General features: G+C 43.4%; 18 protein-coding genes. 15 read left to right on the top strand and 3 right to left on the bottom strand.

All coding sequences use genetic code 11. The features are described 5' to 3' along the window. Nucleotides 1–54 precede the first annotated feature (54 nt). Nucleotides 55–531, top strand: coding sequence for a transcription elongation factor GreA (greA, locus tag ICN47_RS10720; RefSeq protein WP_216219927.1), 477 nt, complete (start codon nucleotides 55–57; stop codon nucleotides 529–531). Further along, nucleotides 531–1,001 (top strand): DUF4149 domain-containing protein, encoded by a 471-nt coding sequence (locus ICN47_RS10715; protein ID WP_216219926.1) that lies wholly within the window; start codon nucleotides 531–533, stop codon nucleotides 999–1,001. Before greA ends, ICN47_RS10715 begins: the two co-directional genes overlap by 1 nt. Nucleotides 1,002–1,058: 57 nt before the next feature. On the opposite strand, the gene ICN47_RS10710 is transcribed toward ICN47_RS10715, so the two are convergent. Then, complete coding sequence (locus ICN47_RS10710; protein WP_216219925.1) at nucleotides 1,059–1,685, bottom strand: YhbY family RNA-binding protein; 627 nt, start codon at nucleotides 1,683–1,685, stop codon at nucleotides 1,059–1,061. A 126-nt stretch (nucleotides 1,686–1,811) separates the two neighbouring features. Here ICN47_RS10710 and ICN47_RS10705 point away from each other — a divergent pair, with 126 nt between their 5' ends. The 11 genes from ICN47_RS10705 (at nucleotide 1,812) to phoR (ending at nucleotide 13,542) form a co-directional block, all read left to right on the top strand. Continuing rightward, entirely contained in the window at nucleotides 1,812–2,486 is a 675-nt protein-coding gene (locus ICN47_RS10705; protein ID WP_216219924.1) for an RlmE family RNA methyltransferase, read from the top strand. A 135-nt stretch (nucleotides 2,487–2,621) separates the two neighbouring features. Beyond that, a complete protein-coding gene (ftsH, locus tag ICN47_RS10700) occupies nucleotides 2,622–4,499 on the top strand; it encodes an ATP-dependent zinc metalloprotease FtsH (RefSeq protein ID WP_216219923.1) in 1,878 nt (625 codons plus the stop codon). Nucleotides 4,500–4,522: 23 nt separating this feature from the next. Then, nucleotides 4,523–5,389 (top strand): dihydropteroate synthase, encoded by an 867-nt coding sequence (folP, locus tag ICN47_RS10695; RefSeq protein WP_216219922.1) that lies wholly within the window; start codon nucleotides 4,523–4,525, stop codon nucleotides 5,387–5,389. Nucleotides 5,390–5,428: 39 nt separating this feature from the next. Next, on the top strand, nucleotides 5,429–6,772 hold the full coding sequence (glmM, locus tag ICN47_RS10690; RefSeq protein WP_216219921.1) for a phosphoglucosamine mutase: 1,344 nt from the start codon (nucleotides 5,429–5,431) through the stop codon (nucleotides 6,770–6,772). Nucleotides 6,773–6,932: 160 nt separating this feature from the next. After that, nucleotides 6,933–7,955: a phosphate ABC transporter substrate-binding protein PstS gene (gene pstS, locus ICN47_RS10685; RefSeq protein ID WP_216219920.1), complete on the top strand. Its 1,023-nt coding sequence runs from the start codon at nucleotides 6,933–6,935 to the stop codon at nucleotides 7,953–7,955. 73 nt (nucleotides 7,956–8,028) lie between these two features. Further along, on the top strand, nucleotides 8,029–9,012 hold the full coding sequence (gene pstC / locus ICN47_RS10680; protein WP_216219990.1) for a phosphate ABC transporter permease subunit PstC: 984 nt from the start codon (nucleotides 8,029–8,031) through the stop codon (nucleotides 9,010–9,012). Then, complete coding sequence (gene pstA / locus ICN47_RS10675; protein ID WP_216219989.1) at nucleotides 9,012–9,878, top strand: phosphate ABC transporter permease PstA; 867 nt, start codon at nucleotides 9,012–9,014, stop codon at nucleotides 9,876–9,878. Before pstC ends, pstA begins: the two co-directional genes overlap by 1 nt. Nucleotides 9,879–9,886: 8 nt before the next feature. After that, nucleotides 9,887–10,723: a phosphate ABC transporter ATP-binding protein PstB gene (pstB, locus tag ICN47_RS10670; protein WP_216862662.1), complete on the top strand. Its 837-nt coding sequence runs from the start codon at nucleotides 9,887–9,889 to the stop codon at nucleotides 10,721–10,723. 13 nt (nucleotides 10,724–10,736) lie between these two features. After that, on the top strand, nucleotides 10,737–11,444 hold the full coding sequence (gene phoU / locus ICN47_RS10665) for a phosphate signaling complex protein PhoU (RefSeq protein ID WP_216219919.1): 708 nt from the start codon (nucleotides 10,737–10,739) through the stop codon (nucleotides 11,442–11,444). A gap of 19 nt (nucleotides 11,445–11,463) precedes the next feature. Continuing rightward, nucleotides 11,464–12,177, top strand: a complete 714-nt coding sequence (gene phoB, locus ICN47_RS10660) for a phosphate regulon transcriptional regulator PhoB (protein WP_216219918.1) — start codon at nucleotides 11,464–11,466, stop codon at nucleotides 12,175–12,177. A gap of 66 nt (nucleotides 12,178–12,243) precedes the next feature. Beyond that, nucleotides 12,244–13,542 carry a phosphate regulon sensor histidine kinase PhoR gene (gene phoR, locus ICN47_RS10655; RefSeq protein ID WP_216219917.1) on the top strand — a complete coding sequence of 433 codons (1,299 nt, stop codon included), beginning with the start codon at nucleotides 12,244–12,246 and terminating at the stop codon, nucleotides 13,540–13,542. A gap of 2 nt (nucleotides 13,543–13,544) precedes the next feature. Here the strand turns inward: phoR and ICN47_RS10650 are convergent, their stop codons facing one another. Together ICN47_RS10650 and ICN47_RS10645 are read right to left on the bottom strand one after the other, a co-directional pair. Next, nucleotides 13,545–13,745, bottom strand: a complete 201-nt coding sequence (locus tag ICN47_RS10650; protein ID WP_216219916.1) for a hypothetical protein — start codon at nucleotides 13,743–13,745, stop codon at nucleotides 13,545–13,547. Between the two features lie 83 nt (nucleotides 13,746–13,828). Next, nucleotides 13,829–14,305, bottom strand: a complete 477-nt coding sequence (locus ICN47_RS10645; protein ID WP_216219915.1) for an MgtC/SapB family protein — start codon at nucleotides 14,303–14,305, stop codon at nucleotides 13,829–13,831. Nucleotides 14,306–14,655: 350 nt separating this feature from the next. On the opposite strand from ICN47_RS10645, the gene ICN47_RS10640 reads away from it, so the two are divergent. Both ICN47_RS10640 and ICN47_RS10635 read left to right on the top strand, forming a co-directional pair. Then, complete coding sequence (locus ICN47_RS10640; RefSeq protein ID WP_216219914.1) at nucleotides 14,656–14,835, top strand: hypothetical protein; 180 nt, start codon at nucleotides 14,656–14,658, stop codon at nucleotides 14,833–14,835. A gap of 17 nt (nucleotides 14,836–14,852) precedes the next feature. Further along, entirely contained in the window at nucleotides 14,853–15,293 is a 441-nt protein-coding gene (locus tag ICN47_RS10635; protein ID WP_216219913.1) for a tautomerase family protein, read from the top strand. Nucleotides 15,294–15,326 lie beyond the last annotated feature (33 nt).

Genomic DNA, 15,326 nt, shown 5'->3' with positions numbered 1-15,326 from the left:
AAATTGATTTTTATAGGCGCAATTAGGCGCAAGAATATAAGTTAGGTTGGCAGCATGAGCACAATTCCGATTACCAAACGTGGCGCAGAACTTCTTAAGGAAGAGTTGCATCGCCTCAAGCATATTGAGCGTCCATCTGTAATTAATGCGATTTCCGAAGCTCGCGCACAAGGCGATCTTTCGGAAAATGCTGAGTACGATGCTGCAAAAGAAAAGCAGGGCTTTATTGAAGGCCGTATCCAAGAGCTTGAAAGTAAATTATCCGCTGCTCAGGTGATTGATCCTGCAAGCTTGGATGTCACTGGTAAAGTGGTATTTGGGGCCACCGTAGATTTAGAGGATCTTGAAGATGGTTCCAAATTAACTTATCAAATTGTTGGTGATGACGAGGCAGATATTGCTGTAAATAAAATCTCTATTAGCTCTCCAATTGCACGTGCTTTAATTAGCAAGGAAGAGGGTGATGTGGTTGCTGTTCAAGCGCCCGGCGGCAATCGTGAAGTTGAAATCTTGGCGGTACGCTATATCTAATGGCTACATCTCAAACCCAGCGATTATTTAATGTAATTTCTGGGCTTTGGGTTGGCAGCTTTTTTACTATTGCCTTTATGGTTGTGCCAACCCTTTTTTCAGGCTTGGGCGATCGTCAAGTAGCGGGAATTGTTGCTGCATCTATTTTTAAATATGAAGCGTATTTAAGCGTTTTCTTAAGCGCATTGCTGATGGTTTCGGCTAATTATTTTGTTCGTCAAGGATTCAACCATTACCGCATCATTCGATGGATTTTATTGGCAATGCTTGCTTGCGCCATTGCCGGTGCATTTATTCTGATTCCATGGATGAATGGCTTGCGCGATCAAGCATTGTTTGCAGGGCTACCTCTGAGCGAATCTACTAACGCTGCGCTATTTTCTCGTCTTCATGCCGCTTCAAGTAGCGTTTTTATGATTCAAAGCCTGCTAGGCCTGATTCTAGTTTGGCGTTCAAGCAAGATACAGTAGTTACTTCTTGTATCAATAAAAAACGCCGTCTAGCGGCGTTTTTTATTTTCAAAATCTTTAAGATCCCAGTGACTTCTTCTTGGTACTACTCATTCGTACTTTGCGCTTTTTGATAGGCGCAGGAGCTGCTGAAGCTTTACGATAACCAGGAGAAGACCAGCCAATTTTTGATTCAGCTGCGTCGGCACGTAGAACACGTTTTTTGGGGGTGGCTGACTTCACTGCAGCAGCTCTTGCAAATGGAGACTTATTTGCAGCAGAGCGACGATCCGATCTCTCTGAGTCGCTAGTGCGTACTCCGGCTTTTGTTTGGGTGCGATTGGGCTGTCTCTTAGTGCGGGGAGCTTGCAAACTCTTCTTCGTTTGTTTGCTAGATCTTCCTAGGTTTGAAAAAGCCTCATCAACAATATCCTTGGGCTTCCAAAGTACGAGCAACTTCCCAATATGCTGAACTGGCGCTGCCCCCAGCTTGTCACAGAGCTCTTCGTACATGGCAATGCGTGCTTCGCGATCATCGCCAAAAACACGAATCTTAATCAGGCCATGGTGGCTAATAGCCAGTTTTGCCTCTTTAATTACAGCAGGTGTGAGTCCATCTCCGCCAATCATGACAACAGGACTGAGGTCATGTGCGTCGGCTTTGAGTGATTTTCGTTGTATAGGGGTAATAGTAAGAGCAGTCATGGGCTCGATGATAGAGCATTGACTATAGAAATTAGGCCTGTTTTGAACTATTTCTATGGTTTTAGCTTGATTCCTTTGCCTTGGAACGCATAAACAAGGAAAATAGAGGGCGAAAGTGGGTAAGTTGTGGCAAAGAATAAATTTAATAAAAGTTGGTTGCAGGATCATCTAACAGATCCGTATGTGAAGATGGCTCAAAAAGAGGGCTATCGTGCTCGAGCTGTTTATAAGCTGAGCGAAATTGACGAACAAGATCACCTCGTTAAAGCAGGTATGACTGTTGTAGACCTTGGAAGCGCTCCTGGCAGCTGGTCTCAGTACGTTCGTAATCGCTTAACCGAGCTCGGCAAGGGAAATCCCAAGATTGAGTCCGGTAAACCAGACGGTATCATTATTGCGATTGATATTTTGCCTATGGAGGATATTGCTGATGTCAGCTTTATTCAGGGCGATTTCCGTGAGGATGAGGGCTTAGCTGCTCTGGAAGCGCTCCTACCTAAAGACGCAGAGGGTAAAGTGGATCTGGTTTTATCGGATATGGCACCCAATTTATCAGGTGTCGGTGTTGCCGATGCGGCCAGAATGGCTTTCTTGGCAGAGATTGCCTTAGATTTTGCTACCGCCCACCTCAAGCCAGAGGGTGCTCTGTTGATTAAATGCTTTAACGGCAGTGGCTATAGTCAGATTGTTGAATCCTTCAAAAAGGTCTTTAAAACAGTAGCGTCTAGGAAGCCAAAGGCATCTAGGGCCCGTTCCTCAGAAATTTTCCTATTGGGCAGAAACCTGAAACCTCCAAAATAGTCCCAATAACCCCCCGAAATACAAGGGTTTATTAAATAAATACGCCATTAGCTCTTGAAAAAGGCTGGTAGTAGAATCAAATACTTAGGTAGCAATCCGCTTTAACTGCTGGGCTAATCCAGAAAAGGACTCATTTTGAACAGCAATATGTTCCAAAAAATCGGTGTATGGCTCATTGTGGGCTTAGTGCTTTTTACTGTTTTTAAACAGTTTGATAAGCCTAAGGACCAGAACCAAGTTACGTATTCCCAATTCATGGATGATGCCAAGGCTGGAAAAGTAAAACGTGTTGATGTTCAGGGCAGAACATTGCAAGTAACGCCTGCCGACGGCAATAAATACTCGATCATCTCTCCCGGCGATATCTGGATGGTAGGGGACTTGATGAAGTATGGCGTTCAAGTAACTGGCAAGGCTGACGATGAGCCTAACATGTTGGTTTCCGCCCTGTACTATCTTGGCCCTACATTACTCATTATTGGTTTTTGGTTTTTCATGATGCGCCAAATGCAAGGCGGCGGTAAAGGCGGAGCATTTTCTTTTGGAAAATCTAAAGCGCGCTTGATTGATGAAAATAGTAATACGGTTACTTTTGCTGATGTAGCGGGTTGCGATGAAGCCAAAGAAGAGGTATTTGAATTAGTCGACTTCTTAAAAGATCCACAGAAATTTCAAAAGCTAGGCGGGCGTATTCCTCATGGCGTTTTGTTAGTTGGCCCTCCAGGTACTGGTAAAACCCTCTTGGCGCGTGCTATTGCGGGTGAGGCAAAAGTTCCTTTCTTCTCCATTTCTGGTTCTGACTTTGTAGAAATGTTTGTTGGTGTTGGAGCGTCTCGCGTACGCGACATGTTCGAAACCGCTAAGAAAAATTCTCCTTGCATCATTTTTATTGATGAGATTGATGCTGTCGGTCGCCATCGTGGTGCTGGTATGGGTGGTGGCAACGATGAGCGTGAGCAAACACTGAACCAAATGCTTGTAGAGATGGACGGTTTTGAGAGCAATAGCGGCGTCATTGTTGTGGCCGCCACGAATCGTTCTGATGTATTGGATAAAGCATTACTACGTCCTGGCCGTTTTGATCGTCAAGTCCATGTCGGCTTGCCTGATATTCGCGGTCGTGAACAGATTTTGCAAGTGCACATGCGTAAAGTTCCCATTGATCCCGATGTTAATGCTGCAGTATTGGCACGCGGTACACCGGGCTTCTCTGGTGCTGATCTAGCCAACTTAGTGAATGAGTCTGCATTGTTCGCCGCACGTCGCAATAAACGCGCAGTTGATATGAAGGATTTTGAAGACGCTAAAGACAAGATCTATATGGGTCCAGAGCGTAAATCTGCAGTAATGCGCGAAGAAGAGCGTCGCAATACGGCATATCACGAGTCCGGCCATGCAGTGGTTGCCAAGGTTCTACCTAAGGCTGACCCAGTACATAAAGTCACCATCATGCCGCGCGGCATGGCGCTTGGCGTTACATGGCAGCTACCTGAGTTTGATCGTGTGAACTTATATAAAGATCGCATGCTAGAAGAGTTGGCAATTCTGTTTGGAGGGCGAGCTGCTGAAGAAGTGTTTTTGCACTCTATGAGTACTGGTGCATCAAACGATTTTGAGCGCGCTACGAAAATGGCTCGCGACATGGTAACTCGTTACGGAATGAGTGATAGCTTGGGTACGATGGTCTATGTTGACACTGAATCCGAAAGTATCTTTGGTCGCAATAGCACCAAGACTGTTTCCGAATTAACTCAACAAAAAGTAGACGCTGAAATTCGCATGCTGATTGATAGTCAATATGCTTTAGCAAAATCTATTCTTGAGCAAAATCGAGATAAGGTAGAAGCTATGGTTACTGCATTGCTTGAATGGGAAACTATTGATGCTGAGCAGATTACTGACATCATGGAAGGGCGTCCTCCAAGAACGCCTAAGCCACCTCCAGCTACGACCTTCGGTAATTCTGCTGGTACAACAGGCCCAGCCGCTGGGAATGCTCCAGCTACAGCTTAATCGATCATTCAGCTGCTCGATTGATGACTACACTTAATCAGCCCGCAACATGGCGTTGCGGGCGTTTTCTTTTTGACTTTTCAAAACGTCAGAGACCACTGGTGATGGGTATTCTGAATGCAACGCCTGACTCCTTTTCTGATGGCGGAAAATTTAGAACACCTAAAGATGCTATAGCTCAAGCAGAGCTCATGATTTCCGCTGGTGTTGACATCATTGATATTGGCGGAGAGTCTACCAGGCCCGGCGCAGAACCTATTTCATTGCAAGAAGAGTTAGATCGGGTTCTTCCCGTCATTGAAGCATTGAGAGACTGTGGCGTAACTCTATCAATTGACACCTATAAAGCCGAAACAATGCGACAGGCCTTAATTGCAGGCGTGGATTGCGTGAATGATATTTGGGCGCTTCGACAAGCGGGTGCAGTAGAAGCAGTATTAGAAAATGCTGATTGCGGCATCGTGTTGATGCATATGCAGCGCGACCCTCAAACTATGCAATTGAGTCCCGAGTACCAGGACGTCATTTTTGAGGTGTTGCAATTTTTAAAAGTGCGCTCCGAACTTTTAATTCAAAAAGGGGTTGATCAAAATCGGATTGCGATTGACCCAGGATTTGGCTTTGGAAAAAATCTTGAACAAAATATTAGCCTGTTGGCAAACTTTCAAGACTTTACAAGTCTAGGTTTACCCGTTTTGGCTGGAATTTCTAGAAAGTCGATGCTTGGCAAGATCACTGGCAAGGAGACTAATGAGCGGGTGTCCTCCAGCATTGCAGCAGCCATCATGGCGGCGGATCGGGGAGCCAAGATCGTACGCGTACATGATGTTCCGGAAACGGTCGATGCTTTAAAGCTCTGGGATGCGATCCATAGCCACATTAATACCTAATGAACCATCTGAACTGACCTCAGTTTTATAATGATTTTTATGAAAAAACAATACTTTGGTACTGATGGAATCCGCGGCGAGGTAGGGCTATTTCCAATAGTGCCTGAATTTATTACTCGCCTTGGTTATGCGGCCGGAAAAGTGCTGACGAAAGATGCTAAACCTGGTGAGCGCAGCAAAGTGCTTATCGGAAAAGACACCCGAATCTCTGGATATTTATTGGAGGCGGCATTAGAAGCGGGGTTTGCTGCTGCTGGTGTTGATGTCATGTTGTGTGGACCGATGCCAACGCCAGGTGTTGCGTATTTAACTAAGGCCTTGCGTTTGTCTGCAGGTGTCGTCATTTCTGCATCACATAATCCCTTTCAAGATAACGGCATTAAATTCTTTTCCGCTAATGGCGACAAGCTATCGGATGAATTCGAATTGGCTATTGAGGCTGAATTAGAAAAGCCGATGGGATGTGTTAATTCCAAGGAGCTTGGAAAAGCGTTTCGCTTGGATGATGCAGCTGGGCGCTATATTGAATTCTGCAAATCTACCTTTCCAGGGGAGCTCAATCTGAAAGGTTTGAAGTTAGTGGTTGACTGCGCGAATGGCGCCGCCTATCACACTGCCCCGCATGTTTTCCATGAGTTGGGCGCAGAAGTCATTTCAATAGGCGTCAATCCAGATGGTCGAAATATCAATGAAGGCTGTGGAGCTACTTCGCCGGGTGCTTTAATTGCCAAAGTTCAAGAAGTCAAGGCTGATTTAGGTATTGCACTTGATGGTGATGCAGATCGACTGCAAATGGTCGACGCTTCAGGGCGCTTATTTAATGGTGATGAATTACTTTATGTTTTGGCCAAGGATAGAGAAGAGCGCGGACATAAGCTTGGAGGTGTGGTTGGTACCTTGATGACCAATCTAGCGATTGAGAATGCCATTCAAGTTCTGGGCATTAGTTTTGAACGTGCCAATGTTGGTGATAGGTATGTTCTAGAGCTTCTGAAACAGAAGGGTTGGATTATTGGTGGAGAGGGCTCCGGCCATTTGCTATGTCTGGATCAACACTCCACGGGTGATGGAACGATTGCCGCACTTCAGGTGCTTGCAGCCATGAGCCAAAACAAGAAAAGCCTTGGTCAACTCCTTGAAGGGGTCAATATATTTCCACAAGTACTTCTCAATATTAGATATAAAGCAGGTTATGACTGGAAATCAGATCAAGCCCTTGCAAAGCAAATAGCTATAGTTGAAGGTGATCTTAAGGGCATTGGTAGGGTGCTAATTCGTGCTTCAGGTACCGAGCCCCTTGTTCGGGTAATGGTAGAGACGCAGAATGCTGACATTGCAATGTCAGCCGCAAAGAGTATTGCTGAGCTGATTCCTGCAATCTAGCTTGCTGATTGGGGTATCACTTTACCATTCCTGACAAAATCTAAGTCATTGTTTTTAATGGCTTTTTTAATTATTACTAGATTGTCATAAAAGCGTCATAGTCAATCCGTATCGTCCTAGTATCGCAAAGTTGCGTTGCTCCCATCTAAGGACAAATTACATGAAATCTATTTTGCAAAAGGTATTAGTTATTGGTGCCATCTCATTGGCTCAGACTGCTTATGCTGTTGAGATGACTGGCGCTGGCTCATCCTTTATTTATCCTGTTCTTAGCAAATGGGCAGAGACATATAAAGCTAAAAGTGGTGACAGCCTTAACTACCAGTCTATTGGTTCAGGCGGTGGTATTAAGCAAATTAAAGCTAAAACAGTCGATTTTGGTGCTACTGATGCTCCTTTGGCTTTTGATGACCTCCAAAGCCATGGCATGGTTCAGTTCCCTGCCATTATTGGTGGTGTAGTAGTGGTGGTAAATATTGAGGGTGTTGGCCCAAATCAACTCAAGCTTTCAGGCGACTTGCTCTCGGATATTTTCCAGGGGGTTGTAACAGATTGGAGCGATAAACGAGTCGCTCTCTTAAACCCAGGTATGAAGATTCCTTCTGGCCCAATTACTGTTGTAACCCGTGCCGATGGCTCTGGAACAACTGCAATTTTCACTAGCTTCCTATCTAAAGCTAGCAGTAACTTTAAAGATGCGGTAGGTTTTGGTGCGCAAGTAAAGTGGCCTGCAGCCTCTACAGTTAGCGGTAAAGGTAACGAAGGTGTTGCTGCTAACGTGGCTCGTATTAAGAACTCTATTGGCTATGTAGAGTATGCATATGCTAAAAAGAATAATCTGAGCTATACGCAAGTACGTAATGCTGATGGTGCAATGGTCTCTCCAACTTCCGAGGCATTTGCTGCTGCTTCTGCAGGTACGGATTGGTCTAAGTTTCCTGGTATGAATACATTTATCACGTATGCTCCAGGGGCAAAAGCTTGGCCAATTACGGGCGCTACTTTTGTAGTGCTTTATAAAAAGCCAGAAAATAAATCCCAAGCAGCTGCAGTATTGAAATTCTTTGATTACTCTTTCAAAGATGGAAAAAAAGCTGCTTCAGAATTAGATTACGTTCCAATGCCTGACGCAACTGTCGAGTTCATTCGAAAACAGGTTTGGTCACAAGTTGACGCTAAGTAATTATTCCTTGTAATTATGACCTTTACGACCCTGGATGCCAGGGTCGTTTTTTAACTTTAGCTTAAGTCTAATGATGAATAATTTGGAATCAGCAGGGGCACCAACGCTACTGGCAGCAAGAATTGCGAGACTGCAACGCATTCAAGATTTTTTATTTCATCGCGTAACACAATTTTTCTCTCTATCAGTACTGTTTGCATTGCTAGGAATTATTGGTTCTTTATTTTTTAATGCATGGCCTGCATTAAAAGAGTTTGGACCAGGTTTTTTTATTACTCCCACCTGGGATATTGTCAATGGTGAATTTGGTGGATTGATTGCCATCTATGGAACCTTAGTCTCATCGATTATTGCGCTATTAATTGCTGTGCCACTTAGCTTTGGTATTGCTTTTTTCTTAACTGAAATTTGCCCACCATCCTTAAGACGTCCACTTGGAACTGCGGTAGAGTTATTAGCTGCAGTGCCATCGATCATCTATGGCATGTTTGGTTTATTCATTTTTGCTCCAATCTTTGGTGACTATATTGAACCTGCACTTCAAGCTACATTTGGTCAAATTCCTCTGATTGGGATTCTATTTTCGGGCCCACCCAATGGTATTGGTATGCTGTGTGCAGGCTTGATACTTGCTTTAATGATTCTTCCATTTATTGCCTCTGTCATGCGCGATGTTTTTGAAATTGTCCCACCAGTTCTTAAGGAGTCAGCTTATGGAATAGGATGCACTACTTGGGAAGTTGTGAGAAATATTGTCCTTCCATACACAAAGGCAGGTGTAATCGGAGGAGTCATGTTAGGCCTCGGAAGGGCCCTAGGAGAAACAATGGCGGTTACTTTTGTGATTGGAAATGCACAACGTATCTCTGCCTCCCTTTTTGCTCCTGGTAGTTCAATTGCTTCGACACTAGCGAATCAATTTGGTGAAGCGGAGGCTGGATTGCACTATTCATCATTATTTGCATTGGGGCTTGCCTTATTCTTCATCACCTTTGTTGTTCTTGCTTTCGCAAAGTGGATGTTGATTAGTATGGAAAAAAAGCAAGGGCTTAAATGATGAGTACTAACAATAAATTCGACATGTCTGTCTTTGAGCGCCGTAAAAGGGCAAATAAGATTGGTCTAACTATGTCGATGATTGCCATGGCAATTGGAATGGCAAGCCTTATTTGGATTTTAAGCATCCTATTTATCAAAGGTTTTTCTGCAATAAATTTAAATATGTTTATTGCCAGTACTCCCGCTCCCGGAACTGAGGGTGGCGGCTTAGCTAATGCAATTGTAGGAAGTCTTTTATTGGTCGGATCATGCACCTTTATTAGTACCCCTGTAGGAGTATTAGCTGGCCTCTATCTTTCGGAGTACGGCGACCGGAGCAAGGTAGCATCATTAACCCGTTTTGTTACAGATATTATGCTTTCAGCCCCTTCAATCGTTATCGGCTTGTTTGTATATGCCTTATATGTTGCTAAGGTTCAGCACTTCTCTGGGTGGGCTGGAACAGTCGCATTAGCTTTAATTGCAATACCTGTTGTAGTACGTACAACTGAAAATATGTTGCGTTTAGTACCAGGCAGCCTAAGGGAGGCAGCATATGCATTGGGAACTCCGAGATGGAAAGTTGCCTTTATGGTCACCTTGCGAGCCGCACAAAGCGGAATCATGACCGGTGTTCTCCTGGCCTTAGCTCGAGTCAGTGGCGAAACAGCACCTTTGCTTTTTACTGCATTAAGTAATCAGTTCTTTTCTACGGATATGAATAAACCCATGGCTAACCTACCAGTGGTTATTTTCCAATTCGCAATGAGTCCCTACGACAATTGGGTAAGTTTAGCTTGGGGTGGATCGTTATTAATTACATTTGCAGTACTTGGGCTAAATATTTTGGCGCGAGTAGTTTTCCGTGAGAAAGTCCAAGGATGATGAGCAATATGAAAACAATGTTTGACTTAAATAAGATTGATAGTCAAGGGGGTAGAGTGGAAATAGCAAACAATGAGTCTCAGAAAGCAGTTACGAATGCGCTTGAAGTTAGAAACTTAAACTTCTATTATGGTTCATTTCAAGGCTTAAAAGGTATCAACCTTGATATTGAGCAAGGTAAGGTAACGGCTTTTATTGGACCCTCAGGTTGCGGTAAGTCGACGTTATTGCGCACACTAAATCGCATGTATGACCTCTATCCTGGTCAACGCGCCGAGGGTGAGATCAATTTTTACGGGCAGAATATTCTTGAGCCCGGCCAGGATTTAAACTTACTGCGCTCACGCATTGGTATGGTTTTCCAGAAACCAACCCCATTCCCAATGTCTATTTATGAAAACATTGCTTTTGGTGTTCGCTTGTATGAAAAACTTTCACGTTCAGAAATGGATGAGCGTGTTGAATGGGCCTTGAACAAGGCAGCCTTGTGGAATGAGGCTAAAGACAAGCTTAACCAAAGCGGATTATCGCTTTCTGGTGGTCAGCAGCAACGTCTTTGTATTGCTCGCGGGGTTGCAGTAAAGCCATCCGTGATTTTGCTAGATGAACCTACATCCGCCTTAGATCCCATTTCTACAGGAAAGATTGAAGAGCTCATTAATGAGCTTAAGCACGAGTACACCATTGCAATTGTTACCCATAATATGCAACAGGCGGCACGAGTATCCGATTACACTGCTTATATGTATCTTGGAAGTTTGATTGAGTTTGGTAAAACCGATGAGATATTTATCAAGCCTAAGCGTAAAGAAACAGAAGACTACATTACCGGCCGCTTCGGTTAATTGGAGACATTAAATGCCAGATAAACACCTTTCATCACAATTTGATGCTGATTTAAATTCACTCTCAAGTCGATTGCTAGAAATGGGTGGCTTAGTTGAGTCACAGATTTCAACCGCAATGCGTGCATTTACCCAAATGGATGTTGATACTTGCAATATTGTGATTGAGAATGAGAAATTAGTTAATGATCTTGAAATACAAATTGATTTAGCCTGTACTGAACTTATTGCGAGACGCCAGCCAACAGCACGCGATTTACGTTTAGTGATGGCAGTATCAAAAGCGATTACTAATCTAGAGCGTGCGGGTGATGAGGCAGAGCGGGTTGCCAAGAGAACAAAGCGATTAATTGAATCCGGTGAAACCTACAACATCAATGTTGCTGAAATTCGCTTGTCTGGTCAGATGGCCATTACTTTACTCCGTCGCAGCCTAGACGCATTTGCCAGACTTGATACTATTGCCGCTGCTGAAGTTGTTGAAGAGGATCGTCAAATCGACGAGGAATTCAGGGGGTTTGTAAGGAAGCTCATGACTTATATGTCCGAGGATCCGCACATGATCAGTACTGGACTCGATATGCTAACCATTGCTAAAGCAATTGAGCGCATTGGTGACCATGCAAAAAACATTGCTGAGTTTGTAATTTACATTGCTAAAGGTTCGGATGTGCGTCATATCCCCCACGAAGACTTAGTCCGCGAAGCCAATAAACCTTAATTAAAATCTAATACTCAAAATGACTCACCGCATACTAGTTGTTGAAGATGAGCCATCCATTGCTGAGTTAATTTCAGTGAACTTAACTCATGCAGGTTATGAAGTTGAAAAGGCTATGCAAACTGAGGTTGCTGCTTCTTTAATGAAGGAGCGCTTACCAAGCTTATTGATTTTAGACTGGATGTTGCCCGGAAAATCTGGCGTCCAATTTGCAAAAGAGCTACGTGCTAAAGAGAGAACCAGAGGTCTTCCAATCCTCATGCTAACCGCTAAGAGCGAAGAGGGAGACAAGGTTTCGGGGCTTGATGCTGGAGCAGACGATTACGTTACTAAACCTTTTTCTCCAAAGGAACTGGTTGCAAGAGTCAAAGCATTATTACGCAGACAGACTCCGATTGAAGATACTGGACCCCTTACCGTAGGGCCGCTAAAGTTAGATCCCAGTTCTCACCGAGTTTTTGCCATATGTCCAAATCTTGAACCTCAGCCTATTTCCCTTGGTCCAACTGAATACAGAATCCTTCAGTTCTTTATGGCCAACCCTGAGAGAGTGCATTCACGCGCCAATTTACTTGATAACGTATGGGGTAATGAGGTCTATATTGAAGAGCGCACTGTAGATGTTCATATCAAGCGTTTGCGTGCAGCATTGGTCTCTGTTGATTGTGACCGATACATAGAAACAGTAAGGGGTAGTGGATACAGAATCACTAAAACCCCAACACAGACATAGCCCTTCATTAATAGCGTTTCACCAAGAATTTTCGGTGTTTTCCAAAGTTAGTCTAAGATTGCACCCATGATCGCCGCTTTATCTCGACTTTTTTTCATAACATGTCTGGCTACTTTAGTTGCCTACATCAGTCTACATTTCTTTGGTTCTGATTGGGCTATCTTCACCGCCATTGCAGTCTTATTAACGCCCTTAATCTATTCCTACATTAATCTGGCGCGCCTAAAAGCATATATTCAATCTGATTCAGTTGAGAATATTCCGCTACCCAGTGGTTATTGGGAGGAGGTGTACTTTGGTCTTAAGCGTCTGATCAAAGAGCTGAAGCAAAGAATGCGCAATATTCAAGAGCAGCATGATCACTTTATAGAAGCATTTCAAGCCTCACCTAACGGCATTGTTATGCTGGATGATGGCGATCATATTGAGTGGTGCAATAGTATTGCCGAACGTTTTTTTGGGCTTAATTTCAAACGTGATGCGTTGCAAAGAATCAACTTTCTCATAAGGCGCCCTGAATTTGTTCAATACCTTATTAAGAGAAATTTTGAGGAGCCACTATTGCTCGAGCGCATGGGCCCGAGTGCTAGCCTTAGCTTAATGCTTCAGGCCTTTCCGTTTGGTCAAAAGCGCCACTTATTATTAATACAAAATGTAACCGATTTGCAAAAAGCAGATGCCATGCGTCGTGACTTCGTTGCCAATGTCTCCCATGAAATGCGTACCCCGATTACGGTTTTAATGGGTTTCCTGGAGACAGTGCAAACCTTAAATCTCGAAAAGGCACAACAGGATCAATATTTTGAGATGATGATGTCTCAGGCTCAGAGAATGAAAAGCCTAGTGGAAGACTTGCTTACCTTGGCGAATCTGGAATCAAATGCGCTTCCTGCGGGAAGTAATGAGGTGAAAATAAAAACTTTAATGGCCTTGCTGAAAAATGATGCAGAAGCACTTTCGCAGGGAAGGCATGCTTTTAGCTTCGACGTCGAGTCGAATGCAAACCTTTTAGGGGATGAGCGTGAAATATTATCTGCATTTAGTAACTTGGTTTCTAATGCAATTCGTTATACCCCTGATATAGGCGCTATTAATGTTCTCTGGAGCGTTAATAATGAAGGTCAGGGCGAGTTCTCGGTATCAGACACCGGCCCCGGGATTGCTTCAGAGCATTTAACGAGGCTTACTGAGCGTTTTTATCGGGTGGATCGTAGTAGGTCACGTGATACCGGAGGTACGGGACTTGGCTTGGCTATTGTTAAGCATATTGCCAGCCGACATCAAGCCCAGCTTTTAATTGAAAGCACACCGGGTAAGGGAAGCATATTCACCTTACGCTTTCCTAAAGAGCGCCTCAGCGCTTAAAACTACTCCTTCTTTTTCTTTTTCTTTTTCTTCGACTCTTTGGGAAGCTTTTCTGTCTTTCCATTGGCATATAAGCACCAAACCTTAATTTCCTCAAAAAGCTCCGCGAGGTCATCATGGGAGAGATTTTTGAAGTCATCCAGACTAATACTGCCTGTTTCCTGCAGCTGTTTAACTGCGTCTTCGTATTGATATTTGCTCATATTTATGACTTTTGGTGAATTAAGGGGCTCATCCTAGCAAATGAATATGACAAAACGCTATTTTTGGGCATTTTTGTTAACTTTTACTCTGGTTCCTCAGATATTTCAGACCCTCTTTTAATCCCAAGAAACCGTGCAACCAGCTTTTCTAAGGGGCCCCCAAGAGCTAGGGCTAGAAAGATTGCCCCAATACTAAACAGGCCCAACATAAATTGACCACCTCCAAAAGCCGCCCCAACTAAAGCGCAGGTCCAAATACTGGCGGCTGTTGTCAGCCCATGAATTTTCGAGGATCGTTGTTCGTGAATAATGACCCCTGCACCTAAAAATCCTAATCCAGTAATGAGACCTTGAAGAACTCGACTCAATGACTGTGCATCATCGTGAATAAAATCACTTATTAATATTACGGCCGTGGCTGCGCCAATGGATACCAAAGAATGGGTGCGAATACCAGCTGACTTATGGTGAAGCCAACGATTTAGTCCAAGGATAGATCCGGCCAATAGAGCCAAACCCAGTCTCAAAGCAATCGTTGCGTATTGGTCCCAGTGAGCCATTGTATTTTCCATTCTCAGAGTTTCAACTTGAGAAATCAGTGTATCTCATGAACTTTGATTTGACACGAAATAGACTCATCCTTGTCATGTTGATGACTGATCATTACATCTTAACGCTGATATTTCTTCAAAAAAGAATACTTCTTTAAATCTTTCACCATAAGTATAGGACATGAAAAAATTTACCATACAACTAATGCAAGCCTGGAACGAAGCTCGTTTAGCTTATTCAAATCGTTTTTCCAAATATAAGCTAGGTAGCTAAGCTTATTAAATATGGCTATTAATAAAACTGAAATAAATGATCGCTAGGATTGCGAAACCTACATTAATAAAGGAGTGAGAGCCTTATGAATTCTGAACTTAAAAAGTATCTCTCTGATGTTTTTAGAAAAGAAGTTCAAATCACTTCATCACAATCATTTTTATCTTCTGGTAAGAAAGTCCAATTTAAGGTTACGGAAGATAGAAATACACAAGCATTCATATTGGATGGCAAATATAGATTACGACTTGACGAAATAATTTAATTTTTTAAAAGATTCCTATGGCAACTTATAGCGTTTATTACGCTGGAATTTCTCTTACTACCCATCAAAAATTTACTATCGCCCAAGCTGTAACAAAAATACATGCCGATGTAACGGGTGCCGATGCTTATTTTGCCCAGGTCATCTTTAAGCAATTGGATCAGCATGATTGCTTTATCGGTGGCGTATTGCTTGATGAACCGCATATTTTCTTGTGCGGACAAATACGACTTGGGAGAACTGCACAAATCAAAAAGCAATTGTTAGTTGAGTTAGAGGTTGCTGTTCAAAAAGCGAGTAAGTTAGCGAGCCACCATATTTGGGCATATATCGACGAATTGGCTCCAGATCAAATGATTGAATATGGTCAGATTCTTCCTGAGGTTGGTAGCGAACATGCCTGGTTTGCAACCTTGCCTGCAAGTATTCAGGAAAAGCTTAAGCTTCTCAATTTTTAGATAAGGGGCACAGGGGGGGCAATCGGTATTAAG

This window comes from Polynucleobacter sp. AP-Latsch-80-C2, from assembly GCF_018882185.1.
GTDB lineage: Bacteria > Pseudomonadota > Gammaproteobacteria > Burkholderiales > Burkholderiaceae > Polynucleobacter.
This window is presented reverse-complemented; position numbering and strand designations above follow the sequence as displayed.

Coding starts and splice junctions, on each gene's coding strand:
- greA (WP_216219927.1), top strand. CDS start 55: ATGAGCACAATTCCGATTACCAAACGTGGCGCAGAACTTCTTAAGGAA.
- ICN47_RS10640 (WP_216219914.1), top strand. CDS start 14,656: ATGAATTCTGAACTTAAAAAGTATCTCTCTGATGTTTTTAGAAAAGAA.
- pstC (WP_216219990.1), top strand. CDS start 8,029: ATGAATAATTTGGAATCAGCAGGGGCACCAACGCTACTGGCAGCAAGA.
- pstA (WP_216219989.1), top strand. CDS start 9,012: ATGAGTACTAACAATAAATTCGACATGTCTGTCTTTGAGCGCCGTAAA.
- ICN47_RS10645 (WP_216219915.1), bottom strand. CDS start 14,305: ATGGCTCACTGGGACCAATACGCAACGATTGCTTTGAGACTGGGTTTG.
- pstB (WP_216862662.1), top strand. CDS start 9,887: ATGAAAACAATGTTTGACTTAAATAAGATTGATAGTCAAGGGGGTAGA.
- folP (WP_216219922.1), top strand. CDS start 4,523: ATGACTACACTTAATCAGCCCGCAACATGGCGTTGCGGGCGTTTTCTT.
- glmM (WP_216219921.1), top strand. CDS start 5,429: ATGAAAAAACAATACTTTGGTACTGATGGAATCCGCGGCGAGGTAGGG.
- ICN47_RS10710 (WP_216219925.1), bottom strand. CDS start 1,685: ATGACTGCTCTTACTATTACCCCTATACAACGAAAATCACTCAAAGCC.
- ICN47_RS10635 (WP_216219913.1), top strand. CDS start 14,853: ATGGCAACTTATAGCGTTTATTACGCTGGAATTTCTCTTACTACCCAT.
- phoU (WP_216219919.1), top strand. CDS start 10,737: ATGCCAGATAAACACCTTTCATCACAATTTGATGCTGATTTAAATTCA.
- phoB (WP_216219918.1), top strand. CDS start 11,464: ATGACTCACCGCATACTAGTTGTTGAAGATGAGCCATCCATTGCTGAG.
- pstS (WP_216219920.1), top strand. CDS start 6,933: ATGAAATCTATTTTGCAAAAGGTATTAGTTATTGGTGCCATCTCATTG.
- ICN47_RS10715 (WP_216219926.1), top strand. CDS start 531: ATGGCTACATCTCAAACCCAGCGATTATTTAATGTAATTTCTGGGCTT.
- ICN47_RS10650 (WP_216219916.1), bottom strand. CDS start 13,745: ATGAGCAAATATCAATACGAAGACGCAGTTAAACAGCTGCAGGAAACA.
- phoR (WP_216219917.1), top strand. CDS start 12,244: ATGATCGCCGCTTTATCTCGACTTTTTTTCATAACATGTCTGGCTACT.